The sequence below is a fragment of the Proteus vulgaris genome (assembly GCF_023100685.1).
GTDB lineage: Bacteria > Pseudomonadota > Gammaproteobacteria > Enterobacterales > Enterobacteriaceae > Proteus.
Genome location: NZ_CP090064.1, coordinates 1,570,558 through 1,591,964, shown reverse-complemented (window position 1 = coordinate 1,591,964; position 21,407 = coordinate 1,570,558). Strand labels below are relative to the sequence as shown.

At 40.4% G+C, this 21,407-nt stretch carries 28 protein-coding genes; 6 read left to right on the top strand and 22 right to left on the bottom strand.

The window, feature by feature from the left end; translation table 11 throughout:
* Window positions 1–2: 2 nt before the first annotated feature.
* The 6 genes from LW139_RS07655 to LW139_RS07630 all read left to right on the top strand — a co-directional run bounded on the left by LW139_RS07655 (window position 3) and on the right by LW139_RS07630 (window position 3,417).
* Window positions 3–650, top strand: a complete 648-nt coding sequence (locus LW139_RS07655) for a hypothetical protein (RefSeq protein ID WP_247850971.1) — start codon at window positions 3–5, stop codon at window positions 648–650.
* 2 nt (window positions 651–652) lie between these two features.
* Window positions 653–874 carry a hypothetical protein gene (locus LW139_RS07650; RefSeq protein WP_006533963.1) on the top strand — a complete coding sequence of 74 codons (222 nt, stop codon included), beginning with the start codon at window positions 653–655 and terminating at the stop codon, window positions 872–874.
* Window position 875: 1 nt separating this feature from the next.
* The gene (locus LW139_RS07645; protein ID WP_432652210.1) at window positions 876–1,331 is read left to right on the top strand and encodes an SAM-dependent methyltransferase; all 456 of its coding nucleotides are present in this window, start codon (window positions 876–878) and stop codon (window positions 1,329–1,331) included.
* 53 nt (window positions 1,332–1,384) lie between these two features.
* A complete protein-coding gene (locus LW139_RS07640; protein WP_247850970.1) occupies window positions 1,385–1,597 on the top strand; it encodes a hypothetical protein in 213 nt (70 codons plus the stop codon).
* Between the two features lies 1 nt (window position 1,598).
* Window positions 1,599–2,774: a tyrosine-type recombinase/integrase gene (locus LW139_RS07635; protein ID WP_247850969.1), complete on the top strand. Its 1,176-nt coding sequence runs from the start codon at window positions 1,599–1,601 to the stop codon at window positions 2,772–2,774.
* A 406-nt stretch (window positions 2,775–3,180) separates the two neighbouring features.
* The gene (locus tag LW139_RS07630) at window positions 3,181–3,417 is read left to right on the top strand and encodes a hypothetical protein (RefSeq protein ID WP_247850968.1); all 237 of its coding nucleotides are present in this window, start codon (window positions 3,181–3,183) and stop codon (window positions 3,415–3,417) included.
* 35 nt (window positions 3,418–3,452) lie between these two features.
* Here the strand turns inward: LW139_RS07630 and LW139_RS07625 are convergent, their stop codons facing one another.
* From LW139_RS07625 to LW139_RS07520, 22 genes are all read right to left on the bottom strand, one after another.
* Window positions 3,453–4,499, bottom strand: coding sequence for a sugar-transfer associated ATP-grasp domain-containing protein (locus tag LW139_RS07625; protein ID WP_247850967.1), 1,047 nt, complete (start codon window positions 4,497–4,499; stop codon window positions 3,453–3,455).
* 68 nt (window positions 4,500–4,567) lie between these two features.
* Entirely contained in the window at window positions 4,568–6,106 is a 1,539-nt protein-coding gene (locus LW139_RS07620) for a hypothetical protein (RefSeq protein WP_247850966.1), read from the bottom strand.
* 5 nt (window positions 6,107–6,111) lie between these two features.
* Entirely contained in the window at window positions 6,112–6,768 is a 657-nt protein-coding gene (locus LW139_RS07615) for a DUF2612 domain-containing protein (protein WP_247850965.1), read from the bottom strand.
* Window positions 6,765–7,952: a baseplate J/gp47 family protein gene (locus LW139_RS07610; RefSeq protein WP_247850964.1), complete on the bottom strand. Its 1,188-nt coding sequence runs from the start codon at window positions 7,950–7,952 to the stop codon at window positions 6,765–6,767. The genes LW139_RS07615 and LW139_RS07610 overlap by 4 nt, the downstream gene beginning before the upstream one ends.
* Entirely contained in the window at window positions 7,945–8,289 is a 345-nt protein-coding gene (locus LW139_RS07605; protein ID WP_247850963.1) for a hypothetical protein, read from the bottom strand. The genes LW139_RS07610 and LW139_RS07605 overlap by 8 nt, the downstream gene beginning before the upstream one ends.
* A complete protein-coding gene (locus tag LW139_RS07600; protein WP_235409921.1) occupies window positions 8,286–8,978 on the bottom strand; it encodes a Gp138 family membrane-puncturing spike protein in 693 nt (230 codons plus the stop codon). The genes LW139_RS07605 and LW139_RS07600 overlap by 4 nt, the downstream gene beginning before the upstream one ends.
* A gap of 2 nt (window positions 8,979–8,980) precedes the next feature.
* Window positions 8,981–9,796 carry a baseplate hub protein gene (locus LW139_RS07595; protein ID WP_193014301.1) on the bottom strand — a complete coding sequence of 272 codons (816 nt, stop codon included), beginning with the start codon at window positions 9,794–9,796 and terminating at the stop codon, window positions 8,981–8,983.
* Window positions 9,762–10,079, bottom strand: coding sequence for a phage baseplate plug family protein (locus LW139_RS07590; protein ID WP_247850962.1), 318 nt, complete (start codon window positions 10,077–10,079; stop codon window positions 9,762–9,764). The genes LW139_RS07595 and LW139_RS07590 overlap by 35 nt, the downstream gene beginning before the upstream one ends.
* Window positions 10,079–10,609, bottom strand: a complete 531-nt coding sequence (locus tag LW139_RS07585) for a phage baseplate protein (RefSeq protein WP_247850961.1) — start codon at window positions 10,607–10,609, stop codon at window positions 10,079–10,081. The genes LW139_RS07590 and LW139_RS07585 overlap by 1 nt, the downstream gene beginning before the upstream one ends.
* A gap of 1 nt (window position 10,610) precedes the next feature.
* Window positions 10,611–13,133: a hypothetical protein gene (locus tag LW139_RS07580; protein ID WP_247850960.1), complete on the bottom strand. Its 2,523-nt coding sequence runs from the start codon at window positions 13,131–13,133 to the stop codon at window positions 10,611–10,613.
* An 86-nt stretch (window positions 13,134–13,219) separates the two neighbouring features.
* Entirely contained in the window at window positions 13,220–13,678 is a 459-nt protein-coding gene (locus LW139_RS07575; protein ID WP_196560522.1) for a hypothetical protein, read from the bottom strand.
* Window positions 13,679–13,718: 40 nt separating this feature from the next.
* Window positions 13,719–14,171 (bottom strand): phage tail fiber protein, encoded by a 453-nt coding sequence (locus LW139_RS07570; RefSeq protein WP_193014298.1) that lies wholly within the window; start codon window positions 14,169–14,171, stop codon window positions 13,719–13,721.
* 10 nt (window positions 14,172–14,181) lie between these two features.
* Window positions 14,182–15,669: a DUF3383 domain-containing protein gene (locus tag LW139_RS07565; protein WP_247850959.1), complete on the bottom strand. Its 1,488-nt coding sequence runs from the start codon at window positions 15,667–15,669 to the stop codon at window positions 14,182–14,184.
* Between the two features lie 8 nt (window positions 15,670–15,677).
* Window positions 15,678–16,193, bottom strand: coding sequence for a phage gateway protein (locus tag LW139_RS07560; protein WP_161706920.1), 516 nt, complete (start codon window positions 16,191–16,193; stop codon window positions 15,678–15,680).
* A complete protein-coding gene (locus LW139_RS07555) occupies window positions 16,180–16,551 on the bottom strand; it encodes a phage collar protein (RefSeq protein WP_161706919.1) in 372 nt (123 codons plus the stop codon). The genes LW139_RS07560 and LW139_RS07555 overlap by 14 nt, the downstream gene beginning before the upstream one ends.
* Window positions 16,551–17,009, bottom strand: a complete 459-nt coding sequence (locus LW139_RS07550; RefSeq protein ID WP_247850958.1) for a hypothetical protein — start codon at window positions 17,007–17,009, stop codon at window positions 16,551–16,553. Before LW139_RS07550 ends, LW139_RS07555 begins: the two co-directional genes overlap by 1 nt.
* Window positions 17,009–17,440, bottom strand: a complete 432-nt coding sequence (locus tag LW139_RS07545; RefSeq protein ID WP_193014293.1) for a DUF4054 domain-containing protein — start codon at window positions 17,438–17,440, stop codon at window positions 17,009–17,011. Before LW139_RS07545 ends, LW139_RS07550 begins: the two co-directional genes overlap by 1 nt.
* A 2-nt stretch (window positions 17,441–17,442) precedes the next feature.
* Window positions 17,443–17,784 (bottom strand): hypothetical protein, encoded by a 342-nt coding sequence (locus LW139_RS07540; RefSeq protein WP_098943504.1) that lies wholly within the window; start codon window positions 17,782–17,784, stop codon window positions 17,443–17,445.
* 69 nt (window positions 17,785–17,853) lie between these two features.
* Complete coding sequence (locus LW139_RS07535) at window positions 17,854–18,921, bottom strand: major capsid family protein (protein ID WP_036937879.1); 1,068 nt, start codon at window positions 18,919–18,921, stop codon at window positions 17,854–17,856.
* On the bottom strand, window positions 18,921–19,418 hold the full coding sequence (locus LW139_RS07530) for a structural cement protein Gp24 (protein WP_099660762.1): 498 nt from the start codon (window positions 19,416–19,418) through the stop codon (window positions 18,921–18,923). Before LW139_RS07530 ends, LW139_RS07535 begins: the two co-directional genes overlap by 1 nt.
* Window positions 19,418–20,677, bottom strand: a complete 1,260-nt coding sequence (locus LW139_RS07525) for a DUF2213 domain-containing protein (protein WP_099660763.1) — start codon at window positions 20,675–20,677, stop codon at window positions 19,418–19,420. The genes LW139_RS07530 and LW139_RS07525 overlap by 1 nt, the downstream gene beginning before the upstream one ends.
* Window positions 20,674–21,387: a phage minor head protein gene (locus LW139_RS07520; protein ID WP_099660764.1), complete on the bottom strand. Its 714-nt coding sequence runs from the start codon at window positions 21,385–21,387 to the stop codon at window positions 20,674–20,676. Before LW139_RS07520 ends, LW139_RS07525 begins: the two co-directional genes overlap by 4 nt.
* Between the last annotated feature and the right edge of the window lie 20 nt (window positions 21,388–21,407).

The window sequence follows — 21,407 nt, the reverse complement described above, 5'->3', positions numbered from 1 at the left end:
ATATGAAAGAACGCGGAATTATTTTTAATGCGGAAATGGTGCGCGCAATTCTCGATGGGCGTAAAACTCAAACTAGAAGAATTATAAAATCCGTACCAGCAACTCATAACTTTCATGGTTGGGTAATGTCTAGTACACGAGCTAAAGATGAAGGTAAGGCTTGCTGGGCTATCGGTGATTCACCGCTACTCAAAGAACCTATTCGCCTTAACTGCCCACTTGGTAAAGTTGGTGATCGCCTTTGGGTTCGTGAAACATTTGGTAATCGTGTTGTTAGAGATGCCTTGGGTGGTTATGGTGAATTTATAACTTATCGAGCATCAAAACCTGATGCTGTTTATTGCACCTGCGCCAGCGGTGATGTTATTCCGATGAAGTGGACTCCATCTATACACATGCCTCGTAGATATTCGCGCATTACGTTAGAAATTACTGATGTTCGAGTGGAACAACTGCAAGATATTAGCAAACAGGACGCTATCTCTGAGGGAGCACCACAAGGACATTACTCTATCGACGTAATTTCTAAGCAATTCGGATTTCCTGACTTCTCTCGTTCATGGTTTGCTCAGATATGGATGGATATATATGGCGAAGATAGTTGGGTAAATAACGAATGGGTATGGGTTATTGAGTTTAAAAGGATTTAATAATGGATAAATCAATAAACCAATTAAATCCCAATGATGTTATTAAAATTGGTAATAACTGGTATCGAATTAGGTATTTAAGATATTGGGGAAATGAAGCATCAATAGATCTACAAAAAGAAGAGGATCTATTATCTTATTATCATGACAAGACGTGTTTAAGATTATCGATAAATAAAGATTCAAATATTAAATTTGAGGTTAAGAGTGAAACCGATACTTGATATGTGTTGTGGCTCTCGTATGTTTTATTTTGATAAACAAGATGACCGTGTTTTATTTAATGATATTAGAGCCGAAGAACATATTTTATGTGATGGAAGAATTTTAAATATAACACCAGATGTTATTTCTGATTTTAAAAATCTTCCATTCCCTAATAATACATTTTACCAAGTGTTATTTGACCCACCTCATTTAATCAGGGTTGGTAAAAATAGCTGGATGTTTAAAAAATACGGTTCGTTAAATAAAGACTCATGGAAAGAAGATTTATCAAAAGGATTTGCTGAAGCATTTCGTGTGTTAAGGCCAAATGGAACCTTATTGTTTAAGTGGAATGAAACTCAAATACCCGTTAAACAAATATTAGCTTTAACTAATGAAAAACCAACGACCGTTCAGCGTGTAGGGAAAAACGATAAAACACATTGGATGGCGTTCTATAAAGGAAATCAGTAAATAATTACCACCAGCATTATTTAACGTGTGTACGGCACGAGTGGAGAGAGAATATGTCAGGAAAATTAATGAAGGCTAGCGCATGGGCAAAAAGAGAATTTGAAGTTGGTTCAATCCCAGATAATAGAACTATTAAGCGCTGGATCGAAATAGGAAAACTAAAAGGTCGAATTGTCGATGGATCTATTTTAGTCAACTCATCAGAAAGATGGGGGGTTGAATCAGTCATTTCGTCATGTGTTAATAATTTAATTAAGGCTTCTTAACATGGCATCACGACCAAGAAAAAGAGAGTTTAGGCATTTGCCTGACTTTCTTTACTATGATTTATCAATAAAACAATATCGATTAACGTTAGTTAATGGTAAACGAAAATGTGTTGGTGCAGACAAAGCTGTCGCAATAGCAATTGCTCGCGAATACAACAATATTATGCGTCCATCTAACCAGATCACTGTAAATACCCTAATTAATGAGTCTGGTGGGAAAAATGGGGAGTCTTTGCCGTTAACAGAGCATTTAGATAAATTATTTGAACGCGTAGTTAAGGATGAACAACCATCAAAAGATACTCAGGCTGACTGGAATAATAATATCTTTAGAATGAAAGAGTATTTTAAAGATATCCCAGCAAATGAAATAACATTAGAACATGTGAATGCTTTTATTTCTCAATATCATGAAACAGCATCAGCTAACGTTCAAAATAGGAAGGTAGGCTTTCTAAAGAAAATATTCTCTTACGCAATGGATGAATCGCTTATGTTTGATAATCCAGCTGAGCGTAAAAAAATGAAGAGAACCGATATCAAACAGCGTAGGAGATTATCCTATGATGATTTTATAAAAATTCGAACATTAGCTGACAAATGGCTCAAAACTGCAATGGATCTGGCTTTACAAACAACACAAGCAAGACTGGAAGTATCTAGAGTAAAATACAATATTAAAGCCCCTAAAGAGGGTACTTGTGGTTGCGTGTGGTATGAAGAGGAAAGAAATGGCATTTATGGAATGTTATATATCCATCGGCAAAAAGTACAACATAAAGAAGCGTCACATGTAGCGATCCCAATCGGGAAAGCGCTAAAGGAAATTATAGACAATAGCAGAGATAATATTGCTAGCCCGTATGTTGTTCATCGCATTCCTGAAAGGCTACCAAATAAAATAAGTCAAGAAGTAAACCACCCTACTCAAGTAGCTCCAGATTATTTAAGTAGAGCTTTTTCAAAACTAAGAGACAAAGCTGGCGTAGCATCTAACCTACCACCAGCTGAACGACCGACCTTTCATGAGATAAGAGCATTAGCTGCACACATGTTTAAAATGCAAGGTTTCGATCCGCAGGCAAGAATGGCTCATAGTGATGCTGAATCTACAAAAATTTATACTGAAAACCACGTTGAGTGGGTGGAGGTGCCACACTGTGAAATCGGGTAAATACACTGGTAAAATAAGATGTAAGCATTTGATTCTTATAGTGCAAATAATGATAAAAAAGCACTGTTTGTTTACACAGTCAAAGTAAATAAATATAATTATAATCAACATGTTATAGCAATTACAGCCGTTATCATGGGGTGTCGGGGGTCGTAGGTTCAAATCCTATCATGCCGACCAAAATTCTTTAGAAAAACCAACCTCTTACGGTTGGTTTTTTTATGCCTGAAATTTACGAGGGGTAAAATAGGGGTAAAACTGGGGTAAAACTACAATGGATTATCACTAAAAATCCCTCACTTATCTCTGTATATCCACATGCATAAATTTGCAATTTTAAACTTGCTATCCTACCCATTACCTTATATAAATCACTGTATAAAAACACAGTTAAATAGGTGGTGCAATGAATAAACTCGAAATAAATAATGCTGAATATATTGCTCAGTTAGAAGAGGCTCGTTTATCTGCAGATAACCCTTATGGCTATCTGTTTATGGATATTATCTTTTCTGATCCAAGGTTTGATGAGAATACATTTGAAATGAAGAACATTAGACGAGAACCGATGAGAACGTATATGACGGAGGATGTGGCGAGGGATTTATTCGAGAAATTGGAGAGGTATTTTCATAACGAATGAAATGTACTAGCCCCAAAGTATGGGGCTAATAATATTTATTTCAATGATTCCCATTTCATATCTACAAAACAAGGCCCCTGAGTTGCCTCTGAGAATTTAATATCATTATGTCCTGCATTCCACTCCATTATATTAACACTATTATTGATATCAATTATCATGTCCCAACCAATACAACGAACAAATGGATACTTTAGATGATGCTCTACTGCTAATTCACAACATTTTTGAAATTCAGGTATGATTCCACCAAATTTAAAATGTGTATCAGGATGTTCTGTAATAGTATTCCAATTAGTCAAAAAGCCTTTATCCGACATTCTGCCACTAACTATATCAACAGGTATTCTTATATGTGTACTCGATTTAACATGTGAGTCATTATTTCTTCCTACTCTAAGATAAACAGCCCTAACACGACATTTACCTTCATTATCAATTAATGTCGTTACTCTTAAAGTAGCTACTGAGTTATTACATATAGAATTAAAAAAATCATGTTGTTTAATAATTGATTGAAAAACTCCATTGATTCTTGGTATAGAATTTATAAAATCCTGTTTGTTTAAAAATTTTATACCAATACCTTGTTGTGATTGGTCGGGCTTAAAAATTACATTTTCATTCTTAGTAAATAATTCTATTAACGCTCTTTCTTTTGATAATACTTCTTTATTATCTACAGCTATATAATGTCCATTAACATAATAAAGAATATCTGGAATATACTCACTATTAAGTAATGTTTTACTTAATGATTTCAAATCAGATGGTTCAGCATAACCACCAGATATAACAGGGAGAATAATAGATGCATAATAATTATCTGGTATCCACCCTACTTTGAATTCTTTTGATATTGCTGAATATACATATAGCCAAGGAGCATATTTGATATTGCCTAATACAGTTATAGCGTACTCATTACATTGGTTATAAAGATCTTTACTTAGCTTTCCTTTTTGTGTTTCTATTGCATTTAAAATACTAAGCGCTTGATTTTTATGTCCTTCATGAAACTCTTTATCAGTGATGTGGCCATAATACCTTTTTATTTTTCTATTAATTGTTCCTGAAATCATAGTCCCTCCTAAAAATTTTGGTATTATAACCACATTAGCTTAATTATCATTATTTATGATGCACTATATTAATCTAAAACATAAATTCCTTTTGCTGCACCATATGTGCTATCAGTCATCTTTAGCTTTTTCCCATCACTAGATACCTGAAACTCCCAAAAAGCAGCTGAATGGACAGATACCGCAATCTTAATATTTGCTAACGGGGGAACAAGAAAACCAGTGTATGTATTACCACTTCCATCCCTTTGAACATAAACATACTTACCTAATATATTTTCGCTTAATGTAATCTCTGTTACTGCAGATGCACCATTAAAATCCCCGACTTTTCGCCATTGACGCCCTGTGCCTTTGCGGTCATATCGATTATCAGATTCATTTTTAGTATAGCTACTACCAGCGGGCGCATAGTTACCTTTTGGCTGATACTTACCATCCGATTCCGATTTTGAATAGCTGTAGCCAGAGGCTTGATAACTCCCTTTCGGTTGATACTTGCCGTCAGATTCTGCTTTCGTATATGACGCACCAGCTAATGCATAATTGCCAGCTTGTTGATAACTTCCTTTAGGCTGAAAAGCATCCGTAGAAGCCTTTTGGCTCATCACATGAACGGTGGATGTTCCTGTACTTTGAGTTACATTACTTTTATCAAATTTATTATTAAGCCCACTGTTTAGCGCTGTGTTGGTCGCATAATCGCCTGACGGTTGGTAACTTCCTTTTGCTTGATACCGTCCGTCACTTTCTGCTTTCGTATAGCTACTTCCTGCTGTCGCATAACTTCCCTTGGGTTGATATTTGCCATCGGATTCTGCTTTAGTATATGACGCACCAGCTAATGCATAATTACCAGCTGGTTGATAACTTCCTTTAGGCTGAAAAGCATCTGTAGACGCTTTCTGGCTCATCACATGAACGGTTGATGTTCCCGTTCCTTGGGCGATATTGCTCTTATCAAACTTATTATTAAGTCCACTATTTAGCGCTGTATTGGTCGCATAATCACCTGACGGCTGATAATTACCCTTTGCTTGATATCGCCCATCACTTTCCGTTTTTGTGTAACTATCCCCTTTATTGGCATAGTTACCTGCAGGGGCATAATTACCCTTTGGCTGATACTTACCATCCGATTCCGATTTTGAATAGCTGTAACCAGATGGCGTGTAATTACCTAACGGTTGAAAGCGTTTATCGGATTCCCCTTTTGAATATGCGCCCACATCGCTTGCTGTGGCATCCGCTTTTAACTCTGTCCATGTATTACCAGAAACCGGTTCGATATTGTTATTCTCAATCTTAGACTGCCAGACTTTATTTTTATGATACACAATAGCGCGTATCGCATACGGCTTACCGGCTTCACTCCATTTGGGAAAACCAAAGGATTGAATTTCGCCAATTGCTTCTGTGATATCGTGAAATATCCCATTCATTTTTTCACGTTCGATATCTTTCGCGGCAGGATCTGTGACTTGGTCACGTTCATAGTCATAACCATAGCCTTGTGTATAAGACACAGAGCCGTCTGGTTGGATTTCTACGGGTATAGAAGCCTTATCCCCTTGTGTTGCAAAGGGGGTTTTAAAAATAGTTGTCATAGGGATTATGCTCCGAAGTTACTGCTTAAGAAGTTTTTACGATGCTGACCAACGCCAAAGGCTTTTTTGGTCACAATGCGATATTTGACGCCAACACCTGAAGGGCGAGGCATTAAGTCGAAGTTTTCGAGAAGAACCCGTAGACGTTCGTCAGGGTTGAAGTTAAAGACGTAATACATATAAGTCATGTCTAGCGGATCAAGGACAAAAACTTTGCTGTCATCACGCCAAAAGAAACGTTTTAAAAACGCGTTAATATTGGTGACCGTAGGGCTTTGTGTCAGATTAAAATAACGCATCCGTACTAACATGCGTTTCTGTTCAACGGTCAGTGACAGGGTGTAATCCGCATTGCGTCTGAAATTGGCATTAAAATTGGCCTTCTTTTTACCAAAACCAAACCCAATTTTATTTTTATCACTGGGTGGAATATCAATGCCTAACGGCACATCCAGAATGCGTGACCAGATTGAAAGCCCAAAGTCATTCGCCGTATCGATATTAAACACATCTCGGTACCAGTTGTGCCAAAATGATACCATCGACTTTTCAAAATGAGAGGCTTTAAAACTAGCGAGTTTCTTTAAATTTTCGGCATCTTCATACTGCCAAAGGATCGCTTTTAATAGGTCTGAATGAAACTCAAATTGTTGAACGTTCATACAATCACCACTTGCACCGCCCCTTTTGGTAATCGGGCAATTTGATTAATCGCAATCGGAATTAACGCAACATTCCACACTTTCCCGTCCAGTGACAATTCAACTTTAGTCACAAATAAACGAGGCTCTACAGTATTAACTGCGGAAGATATCTCAAAAGGTGATACTTCACGCCCAACAATCAAACCGTTATCGCCATCTAGCTCTCCGCGCGTCCATTGTTCTATTGCACTGGGAATAATAGTTTGCGCATCAACAGCTGATTTTTTAACTGTCACTCGACAAAAAATGGTGATCTCTTTAGGGCGTGAAAATTGCACTTTATATTCCTGCCCACTCACCGGCTCTACAACCCCAATTTCGATCTCACCATTAAAAGCCGATCCAATGGTTTTGGTTCTAAGTAATGATTTAGCAATTTCGTTACTATCGCCCCCTTCCACACAAACGTAAATGCTATGAGGTAACAGAGAAACTCCATCAATAGTGAGTACCGCATCAGAGTAGTTCTCTCGAAAAGAAAGTGAGTTAACGCCCTCTAGCTCATAAAGTGAAGAGGTGATCGCTTCCGCAACACTGACAGTATTTTTAGCCAGTGTTTGTTTACGTCGTCGCCTTGCTTTGATATCAGATTCAGCATAACGGCCAACAACGGCATGAGTGGGATTATTGACTTTCTCCCAACCTAATACTGAGCTAGCCACAGAATTAAGTTGGCCGGCACCGCATTCAACAGGGCCATATTCAACCGCCCTCATATCCCCTGTTGCTTTGCCGGTATTATCAATAATCAAGGTAGAAACTGTTTCGAAGATAGCACCGGCAACACTGGATGCGAGTGAATTTTTTGGAATAATCGTGCCGGGTACGCCAAAAAATTCAACGCTAGAAAGATAAGAGTGAGTGGCATTAACGCGTTGGCCACCCATTAGCGCCCATATTGCATCAAGAAAAACACCACCAGCAATATCGGGATTGATTTGATTTGCTAACTCGGCATTATTCCTCACCATTGCATCACGGTTTTCAACTTCCATCGTCGCCAATGCCCCTTGTGGTGTTTCAGGGGAAAGGTTAATAGATTGACCAAACACCGCACGAAACTCGCTTTCAACCTCATCACGTATTGTGGCTGTGTCGGGAAGAATAACGCCTTTATTATTGATATAACGATAATCAGCCATTCAATGTAAACCCTCCGTATATCGTGCGAATTGTTGCTTGATACTTCAATTCGCCGTTTTCCACTATGGCGCTAAAATGAGTCACTTCAACCACCTCATCAATTTCGCTCATACGTTGTCTAAATGCGGTTTCAAACATCGGAACATCCGCTTGGCGACCAAATGTCGTTGGCCAGAAAGGAATACCTTTATCTTTTTTATGTAACATTTCACCACGCACGGCTTTAGCAAAGTGCTGACAAAGTTTTTTAACCGCTTCATCTTTTTCGCTAAATTGGAGATTTCCATCAGGGCCAATAAAGAGATCATTATTTTTATCAATTGAAAAGGTTCTCATAGAGGCGCTCCTGTATTCCCTCGGCCGGTTTCAACACCACTATGTTGGTGTGTAGAACCAATATCTTTCCCGTTATGTCGCATGGTTCCCCCTTGTGAATCGCTATTACCATTTACCGCGTAATTACCGTTCACTGTGACATTGCCGGTAAATATCGTTTCAGGGGCATTGACTTCATACTTCGGCGTTTCTAGTACCACTTTATCGTTATGCAGAGAGAAACAAACCGAACCATCCATTGATTGGATCACCAAAGCATCAATATTCTTTCCATCAATCACCCATCCCTTAATTGTGTCAGGGAAAAACATCGCATCACTAAATGAATGGAGACGCGCAGTATTGGGTTGATCCTCCAATCCTCCGCGCTGAAATATCAGGCTAATATCTCTGTCATTGGCTTTTATCCAGCCAAAATCACCGGGCTTAATCGGTGCGCGAATAAAGAAACCACCACCACCAAATCTAAAAACGGGAATGTTGGCCAATGGTGCTCGCCCTACTGTTCCTCCCTCGGTTGTTACCATCATCACCAGTGGTTTGATAACAGCACGATTGGTTTTATCGTCATAACTGACCACAGTGGCAGGGAGCATGTCCTCTGTATTCATCATCAAGTTACGAAATGCAGACGAGAGTGCACCTGCCAGCGAACCATCACTGGCAATATCAGTATTGGGTTTATTCATGATTATGCTCGTTTACAGGTAGCCTGATAAAAGAAAGGATCATCATGTGAAGCAACATCAAATTTCAGTTGTTCAATGATATAGTCGCCATTAAGTGCAGAGTTGAATTTACTCTCGAGTCTTAGCATCCCTCCTAGTTCTGAGGCGCCGTCAATCAAATAAGTGACAGATAATCCTTTTTCTGTGGCTTTCGGTATACCCACCATGCCTGATTTCATGCTAAGAATGCGCAAACGCCCTTTTAATGCTTTATCGTCGTCTTTTACAAATAATGTATCATCATCAATAAAAGCCTTAACATTTCCCGCTTCCTGCAGTCGCTGTACTTGTTGTAATGCTGAACCGCAAAAATACCAATTAGCAATATTCTTATCGGTAGCTTGAAAGTCCAATCTAACCTTGCAATCCTTCGCCACCGATGAAGCGATCTCGCTTATTTTCTGCATAGCGCCACCACTAGAAGAAACAATATCACCTGAGCTGGCATTATTAGTTTTAGCTTTAATGGTTAGCGTTACATCGGGAGGCGAGGCAATTTCCGCACTGACAATATCACCCGTAAAAATACGAAATAATCCCGTATTGACACGCCCTACTTCAAGGTAAAGACGGCGAGTTTGTTTGCTTTTATGATAAGGGCTGGTTTCAGTGAGAAGATAATCTCGAGTGTGGGCGTTTAATCCATCAATGCTAATTGTGCATTCATTTTGTAAGGGGTTTGCGTACTTTGTGCCGTTAGCTTTAATACGCAATCCCTCATACCACTGCAGTCGCTCCGCAACTTCAATCCCCACTCGTATTCGTCGTAAGTCCATCATCACTCCAAATAATTAATGATTGGGTTCTATCAAATGATTCATACCAGGGCAGATCATCATTTTCTGTTATAAACGCCAAATTAGTGCCATTGGCCAGATAGCGATAAGGAATAATAGGAGTGTTTGCAACAGCTCGCATACCAATTGCTATAACAACATTTTCACGTTCAATGTCGATATACATAGCATTACGACCGGCTTTTATTGTTAGTGTCCAATTAACACCTTCTAAATTGACGGATAAGCGCTGGTTTGGAATAGCTTTTAAAGGTATAACTTTCATTAGAAGAAGCTCCAATCACCATCCGCAATTTTTGTTGCAACAGAACCTTTTTTCTTGGTTTCAGAATCTGCCTCTTTTGTTTGCACATTCCCCCGATTTACCGTGGATGATTGAGTTGGCTTTTGTGTGGATCGAGGCGGTAGTTCTCCGTATTCAGGATCAACAGTGCGCCACTCAACAAACCGTAGTGACAGTTTTATCGCATCAATCATGTCGGGTATTTCATCATGATTAAAACCCGTTAATAACATTGGTTGGTAAGTTTTAACTCGGGTTTGAATGCCGACAAGTTTGTGTTCATCAAAAACCTGTTGCATAGATGAGAAGATGTTTTTTATTTCCCCTGTTAGCACTAAATCCATACCAATTTCGATGGGATTAATAATCACATGATCACTACGAGTTTCACCGCTTTCAACTTGAAACTGTGTCGCTTTATGCTCATCTCTGATGTTGATTTGAATTGGGTTAACACTATCAAACAATGTAGAAAACGACTCTAAATCAAAGATTTTGACTTCTGTAAGCACTTTAACCTCCCAAGCCACTAGAATGTTGTTGATTAACATTAGCTATTTCATCTTGTAGCGCATTGCTAAGTCCACTTGCGACACTCTGTACATCTGTGGCTTGAGTCTCAATCTTAATTTCGCCAATGCTTACGTTACTTTCATTCTTCACATTGGATCGATTACTGATTGCTTGACTCGTGATTGGGTTCATCGCATTGTTGGCAATCGCATCTAACTGTGCATTTGCTTGGGCAATGGATTGTCTCGTTGATATTTGTTCTGTGCTTTGCTTATCTTCGGGGATGGTATATTCCAGCTTTCCATCATCAGTCAGCTTTCGTTCTACTTTTTGAGTTACAGTGACTTCATTATCATCGTCACTGCTAAATAAATTTTTAGCTGACTCCCAAACACCTTTTACACTATCAATCCCTTTAGTTACCCAACCCAATATTTTTTCAACCTGTTTCCACATCCAATTAAACGCATCGACTATTGCATCAGTCACAGTAGTGAAAACGCCCGCAAAAGACTTCCCCCAACCTGCAATAACAGCAATACAGTTGATTAAGAATTTCACATAGTTTTTCAATGCTGATGCCATCAAATTCCAGCCAGCAACAACAATATCAGCAACAACACCGACAATAACTTTTAGATATTCAAATAGTTTTTTGAATGTTTCCCATAATGCAAGAATAACGATTTTTAAACGTGGGTATTTTTCAAGAATACGACCGATCATTGAATCATTGCCGTCGATAAAGTTCATGATGTCGTCATAAACAATTGCAAAAACGGTAGCTAATAGTGCAATAACAGCAATGATGGCAATAATAGGGAAAAGTGTTGTCCATGTGCTAATACTGGCTAACTTCATAGCATGGATATATTTTCCCATCAAAATAGTTGCAACAGCAGTAAAGAATCCCACTACAATGTTTTTGTTTTCCTTACAAAAAGTCACTAATTTTGTTAACCACTCTAATCCTTTAGATAAAGCGGGTATCACCATTTCTAAAAAGCTATTCTTCAATAACCCTGATGACTGTTGAAATTTTGCCATAGCACTATTAAATTTAATCGAACTTTCAATACTCTCCTTACTGATTCCAGAATATTCTTTTTGAATACCCATTGTGCGCTCTAATTCTTTGCGCCCCTTCATCATTAACTCAATGGTTTTATCGTCCGATACTCCCATACCTTCCAGCGTTTTCTTCGCTTTATCAAAGCTCATTCCTTGAACTTTGTCCGCAGTCTGAAGCACTTTTTCCATTAAGTCTTTAGTGTTGCCAAACGCATTGGCCATCGCAGATAAATCAGCCTGTGCGGATTCTCTAGAACCGCCTAATTCAGCCATTGCACCAGAAAACGCATCAACGTCTGCAGTCGCAACGCCGATTTTTTTACCCAGCTTATCCAGCGTTTCAATCTCTTGAGAACGAGAAACGGATTCGGCAAAAATACTGCCAATACTCATGACAATGCCAACTGCACCTAGCGCCTTTGTCGCAAATCCTGCAACAGAGCTTCCAGCTTCTTTATACTTAGCCTCTGTTTCTGAAAGTTCTTTTTGTAAGTGATCTTGAGCCTTTGATTCCTCGTCAGTGGTTTTAATCCCTTTTGTACGCATTGTTTCAATAAACTGCGTATAGTCGGCATTTAATGCAGTGAGAATGGCCTCAATGGCTTTTTTTCCCTCTCTATTCTTTTTCTCTGCATTAGTGAGCGTGCTTAACTCATTATTCAAAACCAGTAATTCATCTTGCATCTGTTGATATTGTGCATTTAACGCATCAGATGAAACATTGCTGTCATTCATCCCTTGTGATAGCTCATCACGTTGAATATCAAGCAAACTCATTGATGATTTCAGTTCATCAATTTTAGATGTAACAGACGTTATTTTTTCAGGTATGTCATTACTATTAAGATCAAGAGTAATTTCGCCATCCGGAATATTTGATATCTGAGAAATAATTGTTTGAATAAATCCACTAAATTTATTTTCAGTGTTATTTAATCCATTTTGAATGCTTTCAATTTCAGCGATTAAATTTGAAGAAATATCGGCATTATCACCCGTTGATAAAATTGTTTCCTTTAAGCTTTTCAGCTCTTCTATCGTCGACGCTATTTTTTGTTGTGCTTCATTTGTATTGATATCTATTTCAAGAGAATCATCTAATTGAATATTCCCAATATTATCAATAACACTTTGAATAACATTAGTTATTTCATCTGCGTTTGTGTTTGCACTTTCTTTAATGCGTTCAATTTCAGCAATGATGTTATTAGCAACTCCTGATGTGTCACTATTAACATTAATATCGACTGAGTTTGATGATAACTCTGTCAATTGAGCTGATAAGTTTTGAATAAATTGCGTAAACCCATCAGCTCCCATTGTTGCCGATTGTTGCGCTTTTTTCATCTCAGCAATAATGTCATCTGTCGATTTACTGACTCGATTAAAAGCATCATCAGCTTGTTGAGTATCAAACTCAAACACTTGTACAAACGTATCTAACAGCGACATGATTAACTATCCTTTCGATGAAGCCAGCGCTTCGTTATAACGGTTGGTAATTGCGATCTCCCACAAATCAAACGCCTCTTCTAAATCTATTGACGTTTTGAGTTCTGTGAGCGTGGCGAAACCGGCTGAGATGATGACGGCAAAGAATCCATCAGCGTTTTTATAATCGACGGGAGTGAACCGGTTATTTTGTTGAGCAGGAATTGGAGGAAACCTTGGCTCCCGTCTTTGCCGAAAAAACTGGTGTTATACTTCAGCATTTCGAGTTCAAGACGGATCAATGCTTCTCCATCAGGCACATGATTATCAATCAGAGTGCTAGTTTTTAAGTAGACTTCTTGCCCTTCTTTTTCTACTGCAACGTAAGCCATCATCTTAAGCATGGCTTCTTTGCTGACTTCATAGTCGCCAATTTTAGGCGCATTTGATAAAGGGTATTTCGCCAGAATTTCACGCCCAATCGTTGCTGGTAATCGGCTAATAATAAAAGTGTGCTCTTCACGGTCAGCATCGGTGATCGTAATTTCTTTCGGTTTAATCAACATGATTGATATCCATAAAAAAAGGCGGAAGAACCGCCTTGAATTAACGTGCGCGAGTGCGGTCGAAGTCTTGGAACACAAAAGTGTATTGCTTTGATTTGTGGCGTCCTGCACTTGCAACAGAACTACCGCGACTACCATTCGTAATTTTCCCATTACGCGCAGTGGTCGTTGAACCATCCCCGTATGAGGCAACCATCGTGATAATGTCACCAGCATGACGTTGTCCGCGACGAGCAGTATTAGAGTCAAGCAAGATAGCGAGGTTTTCATCTTCTTCACTACCGGCTAATACATTGATTGTCACCGTTTGAGGCGTAGGCGCTGACCAGCTGACTAGATTGCCATTTATGTCCATACCGGTTTGCGCTATATCGACCGCGGGTAAATCTAATGGATCGGCATCATCAGCGAACGTTGTTATTTGAATACCGGTCGGAAATGTTTTGTGTGCTTGAATAACAATACTCAAGCCGGTTGCTGATACATCATTCATATTGTGTTCCTTACACTAAGTTGTGAGAGCCTTCGACTTTACGAACCCAATCGCCTTTACCGTAAATTAATACGTACTTCATGACATATTCAGGCAAATCAGATGGGCCTGTGCTTTCGACAATTTGAGCGTTGTACCAATAACCCTTGTTTTGTACATCGTGCCATGCCAAATCATCACCAGAAGCGTCTGTCACTGCGATTTTTTGCACATCAGTTAATGTTTTGCCCGCTAGAATTGTACCGTTGTTAATCGCCTTAGTTACCGCCCCTGCAATCACCATCATTGCTCGTGCTTCACCGTCTTTATTAGCGGGTACTCCGCGTGTGGCCATTAACAAACTAAACCACTGTTGTGAGATATAGGCCTTTAACCATTGCTCGTTAGCATGGACACTCATATCTAATGGGTTAGCAACACCACCACATAAGAAACCACGTTGATAGAAACTAATATGCGAACCTGATACGGCCGTTTCTCCGTAATAATTCACTCGTAATTTATCTAAGCGATCTGCATCGATATCGGTCGTAATTTGAGATGGAAATGTGACACCAAATTGACGATACATATAGTTTGTTGTCGCATTGGTTCGGTCATAATCCGTGGCTGACATAATGGCCATAGGCAACGCATGAACAAAGAATTTATCCGCTGTTTTCAGGTTTAAGGCTGTTGAAGCCGTTCCCACCAGCGCCCCACTAAAATCTTCAGCATTTTTGTTAGTCACAGATAAATGAAGTTGGTACTTCACGTTTTCACCCGCAACATACTGTGCCAGCTCTACTGCATGCTCTAATGAGAGTTCCGTTAAAAACGTTGCACTACCAAATGAGTCTGAAATTGCTTCAGACGTGATGAACGCCTGTAATGGAGTCTGAGCAGGATTACCAGCAGATGATGTGCCGTGGCTAATATTCATCGCATCAGCAAGCACCGACTGGCGTACACTAATATCCGCACGCTCTTGTACGCCACCGCTAATAACAAAAGCACTATCTAGGGAATTAAACGTGACATAGGCGCTAGCAAATTGAGGCTCATTTTCTGCGTTTAATTTCGCTTGCACAGCTGTCGCAACATCCGCGTATGACGTACTTTCAGAGAGATCAATTCCTGTGATTGTTTTTGTCACTTTTCCAATAGTGATATTGAGTTCACCATCATTGATTAATTTTAAATCGGCTAAATCCCCTGTCTTTTCACCAAACAAAGTAGGCGCACGGCCAACCGGTTCATAAGATGCGATTTGCAGTTCTTTGGGCTTGCTTGCAGGTGCTGGACTGACATAGCTGAAATACTGTCGTGCAAAATGTGCCTCGGGTGAATCAGCACCCAATAAGTCATCGACTTGGCCACTGGCAAATTCAAGCACTTTACCTGCAGGGATTTTAGGGTTAGTTGAAAAAATACGAGCCGTGAGCTTGCGCATCGGTACAGCTGACGCGCCAATCACCGCACTCGCGATATCGACATAGCGAGTTTGTTTGATAGACATAACGTTCCTTAAATACGATAGATATCGGGATACAACGCACTCACGGCGTCAGTATCGGGATGAAGTGTGCGATTAAATGTCACATTGAAATCAAATGAGGGGTTTTGTTCGTAGTTGCCTTGGTCATTCAGAAAATAAGGCGTTCGAATACCGGTTGCCCGTTGAATGCCAATACCTTGTTTCCGAAGTGCCTCAACAAACGGTAATGAATTGGCGATCATTCTGACAATCGCGGTAATATCCTTGGCTGTATAATTGCCTAATTGCGTCACGAACGCTTGAACTTGGTACGTATTTTCGGATAACTGGTTTTCTTGGTGATTGGCTTTATTGCCTTGAACATTATATTTTCGCCCTTGCCAACCGAGGCCACTTTCATTGATGGGAAAAAACATCACCATATTATCTTCACGGCCCTGCTTGGTAGATTGGAAACCAGCTTTAACAGGGATCTCAATGCCGACTTCTTTTAACTGCAACAAGAGTTGTTTGCGAATAGCAACATCAACCTCATAATCCGTCATAAGTACCCGCCTCAATACAGATCACCGATTTCCAGCCATCTTGTTCGTACCAGTCTGCATCACCCACAACATCGTACTTCTTACCATTGAATACGAGAAAATCAGGGGATGTACCACGTTGCACAGCTTTAATATCATGAGAGGTATATAAACGCCGGTACACTTGGCTTGTATCTAATCCCATTGATTGAACATCTTGGGTATCGACCGCCTGCCAACTGCCACGAACTTCTACTGGATCGTAATAGTAATTCTGGTCATTCCCTCTATCATCAGGCCCACGTTCTTTAAATCGAAACCAGAGCACCTTTTGCTGTGGAATATAACGTGAAGCGATACGGTTTAAGTTACCAAACATTATTTATCCTCCACTGCGAAACTAACCGCTTGAAGCATTTGGCCAGTATCGACTAACGGCTTTTGTGTGGCTTTACCTTTACTATGACGACGTGCTCTTGCTTTGACCGTTGAATCATTCAGTGCCGGTGTTGTGACTGCTTTTATTGCCATTTTCACATCGCCCGCAACCGTCGCACCAATTTGAGTCAGCCCATTATCCAGCGTGATGTTGCCCTTAATAGTGGCTTTCACAGCACGAAAAATTAACTGACTATAATCCTGCTTTTTATCATTCATGGTCGGCCTTAAAAACGGGCGAGGAGGAATACCACCAGCCGGATATCCCAACTCTTGAATGGAGGCAACATAAGCAATAGGTGTTCCATCGGGATATTTTGCGTGCTCAAAGAAGCCAACACTTAATCGCTTTTTAGCCAATTCATCGTAAACCGCTTTTAATTGCGCTAATTTAGTCATTAACGTAATCGCCCTCCTCGTGTAAATCGCCCCCCAACACCCCGAAAGGCCGAACGTTCGCCACCACCACCAAAATATTGAGGGACGCTACAACGTTTGATCAGTGCTAGAAACTGCTGGCCAAAGGTGGTCATTTTAAACCAGTGCGACCAATCAGAACCGGCAGGCGGTGCCGTAAATGACACGCTTACCTTATCAATGGTTACACTCGTCACAACACCGGTGGGCGACTCATCATCAGCAATCATTTTTCTGAGTGTTAGCATGTGTGCAACAACGAGCATCCACAGTTCGTTAGTGCAAACACCCTTACAGGCAGAGAAATAGTTCAACGCAGATTGAGCAATGATAAATATTTCATCATCACCCACAGAGTTAAACTGCGGATAGAGCACACGGAATGACGTTAAAGGGAATGTGCTCGTATCCATAATCATTTACCTTTTTTGTTAGCTTTAGGAACGTCTAACTTTTCAGCTTCTAACGATTCAGGAGTGTCAGGAGCTGATTGGTCGCTAGCTTCCATATCAGTGGCAACTTTTTCGGGATCTTCTTTGCGATGCTCAACGGCAATAAAGCCATTCTCACAATGAAGATTAAAAACGTGATTTTCTTTGAGCTGTTTATATTGCTCGTCAGAAATTTCCGTCACACGGCCACGCGGTGTATACATGTGTTTGGTCATCACATTAGCTTGACCGGCAATAAACACTTTCCCGTCTCTCACGGTATAGTTCTGGTCATTTGATAATGTGCAATATGCGTAAAGAGGCATGGAGTGCTCTCCTATTGTTTAGATATAAAAAAGCCCTCAAATGAGGGCGCAAAAAGAGAAGTGGTAAGATTAAATGCCAGTTAAGCGTGTCACCGCCCACGGACGAGTTACAAACACACCTGCAGTCGCATTGGTTGCATCTTCCATATACCCTTTAATTTGGTTGAGTGAACCTAATAACTGGTATTTCACAGGTACAACTTGCAGGATCACCGCACTGGTTGCTGTTGAACCATCATCAATGCTATCTGCGAACATATAGGCCACATCAGCCCCACCATTTGCGCCAACAAATTCAGGAGAGAAAACCAGACGCATATTTGGATAGTTTTCATTTATCCATTGTTTGACTGTTTCACCTCGAGCCACCGGATTAGCCACATTCAGTGCAGATCGAAAGCCCAACGGCAATGTTAAGGTGATTGGCGTATCATCTTTGATAATACCGCCAGAACTCGTTTCAATACGCGAGAACATATCGGTAATATCAGCAGTAATATCTGCAAATGTTCCGCCTTTCCATTTGCCTTTTGCTGTTTCATAGGCAGGCAAGTTAGGCTCATTCATCAAACCAAAGACGCGCGTTTCAGGGCTGTTAAATCCGTAATAACCCACACGCTCACGGCCTTGCTCTAATGATTCAGTCACTGAATTACGCTTTTCTTCCATCGCAACAAAGCCTGCAGAAGATTGGCGCGCTTCTTCTAATTTACCAACTTGGAAACCTAATTCGAAACGGACAAGACCACGGCGCTCTTGGTCTTGCGCATAAGACGCTAATGGCACATTGGTATGATCACCATAAAGCTCGGCTTTACCAGTTGGTGTCGCCACATTCAGAATGATTTCTTCATCATGCCATTCACCTGCATTGACGATACCGGTGATTTCATCTAGCACACGAACTCGCGTTGCGGTACGAATGACACCCGGTAAAACGTGTTGCAACATTTCACGTTGAATTAAGCCCCCTTGCATTGCACCACCGCTAATCGCGGAGTCCATCGCAGAAAAACCACCAAAGCCGATTTGCGCTAATTCCCCGTATGTCCATTTCTGGTCAGGGTTAATATTCAGTTGGCCATGTTTTTTGACATCACGGCCAGACATGTGAAATTTAATGTTACTAACTGGCATTACTCACCTTCCTTTGGAGATACTGGATATGGGATTTCTGTTAAACGAATAATGCCCAAGTGAGCACTCTCTGTGGATTCAAGGTGTCGGCTGATAAAACCAATAACGCGATCACCAGCACTAATGGTGGCTTTAGAAGATAGCGAACCGTCAGCTTCATCGAACACAACCGGTGCGTTGATTTTTCTAGCCACTTCTTTTAGCTCGACAAAAACTTCACCCATTGTCAAGAACTCGCCCTGTGTGCCGTTAAGCGCAAATTCTTTTTCGATACGATAGGCTTTAGGGTTAATCATGATCCCTGCAAATGCGCCTTTACCACCTACCTGAACAGATTCCACCGAATCATCTTTGTATGTATAGGCACGACCGAAAATATTTAGCTCTTCATCCGCTGAACTAAGAATTGCTGAAACAGCGCGAATAGGGCCAGCATGACTAATTTCACCGACAACGCCGGAAATTAGTCCATTTGCGACTGAATTAGGAATTGCCATTATTTAGCTCCCCATTTATCCATAATTGATTTATTGCTCACTACAGAGTCCATTGTTGAACTCGGTTTTTGAGAGTCAGGAACACGCCCTTGCATCCAAGCATCGAGAGCAATGGCTTCTGTACCTTTACTGCATTGAATACCCAGCTTCTCAACACCGTATTCTGCGACTTGTTGTTGAGTCATAGCGGAATGATCAAACACACCAAGGAATGGCGTTAACTTATGCGCTAACGAATCACGCGCACCAATTTGTTTGAGTAATTCACCCGTATCCATTGCCGGTTTTGCTTTCTCTAATCGCTGAATTTTACGTTTCAGTGATGCCATTTCGTCCATCGCAGTGATGTTACGGTTTAGGCGTTTTAAACGACGATTAAGGCCATCAGTAGTTGCTTGGTCAAGATGCTCTTTTGCTTCTTCAATCGCTTCGACTGCAGTTTCAATAGCGACCTCGGCTTTCTCAACTGCCTCGGGTTCACCTGATTCTGCTTCTTCTGTTGCGATTTCAGCCTTTTCTACTGCTTCTTCTGCTTTCTTTTCTTCGTCAGGGTCAGTATCAGTAGAAGACTTTTCCTTTTCTTCTTGATCATCATCTGTTACAGGTTTAGCACTGGTGATCGCTTCTTTGATAATGGCTTTTAACGCTTCCAATTGCTCAGGCGTAAAGGCACCTTCATCAGTTGTTTGTTTCTCTTTGTTATCTTCTTCGTTCATGCGAATAAGTTCCTTTGTGTCTATGGTAATAACGGAATGGTCTTGCACAGCAACATCAGCGCCAGTGCGCCCTTCATCAACTAACGCAAGATGGTTGGCTCTAATATGCCGTTGTATGGCGTCATAACGTTCACCGTTAAATTCGCCCGGTGTGAAATCGTAAACACAGCGATAACCAGGAGATAATTCAATTTTCCCTCCATCAATTTGGTTAAGCGCTGAATTAGACAGGATTTTGATATTGCCTCTGAGGTAGGGATATTCAAAATAAACCCGTTCCCCGATGACTCCTTGTATCCCTTTTTTCTCTGCAGGAGTGCCGTCTTTCCCTAACATTTCATGCTCATCAACAAAGGGCATTAATTTGAAAGAGTTAATTGTCTCTGTGCTGGCTAGTTCTTCTTGTGGCCGATACACCTTATAAATTTTGTCGGGTATTGGTGCGCCAATTTCACACCCCAAATAATCAAAAACCCCAACTTTAGAGATGGGGTTATCTTTCACTTCCAGCCAGCCGTTTAAATCATATTGTCGCTTTGTCATGTCTCCTCACCGAAATCTATTACTGGTGTCCAGAAGCACTTACAACCCGGTTCTTCCCCCGGAAAACCTCGCCTTCCTGTTTTTTTGTTAATTATAGGAGGATTGTCTAAATCAAACTCCTCACCATCTAACTCAAGATGTAGTTCTCTAGGTTCTGCACTACCGTTTGAATGATGCCAAACTGCTTTACGAATACCGGCAGATTTCATGCGAGCATAATTACATGCAGTTGTAATTTTTCGTGTCTGGTCAACAGCAATAAAATTTGCCCTACTTTCTGTAACGCTACCTATATCCCTAATTTCCTCTAATAGAGTCTTTGCACCTTCGCCACCTTGGCTAATAGAGCGCAAAGCTACACTTTCAATGCGTTGATGAAATTGCAGTGGAATTGATTTAATGAGTGATACGTTTTCAGCAGTAGAAGCAATGATTTTGTCTTTAAGGAGTTGTGGCATATCAGGGGTTTTAATGGTGATACCGCCCGATAACACTTTAAGAGAATCATCTAAATTACGCTGTGCACCTATATCGACCTGAGATACAAACTTATCCGCAATCTCTGTGGATTTTTGTTTAAAAATCTTATCCCATTTACGTTTTAGCCGGTTAAGCCAGATACGTGTTTGACTTGCAAAGCTAGCATCCATCGTAAAACCCTCAAAGTCGTCATTTAATTCACTAAACACTTTTTCATAGTCTTTAATCATTGAATTAATGAGTCGTGACA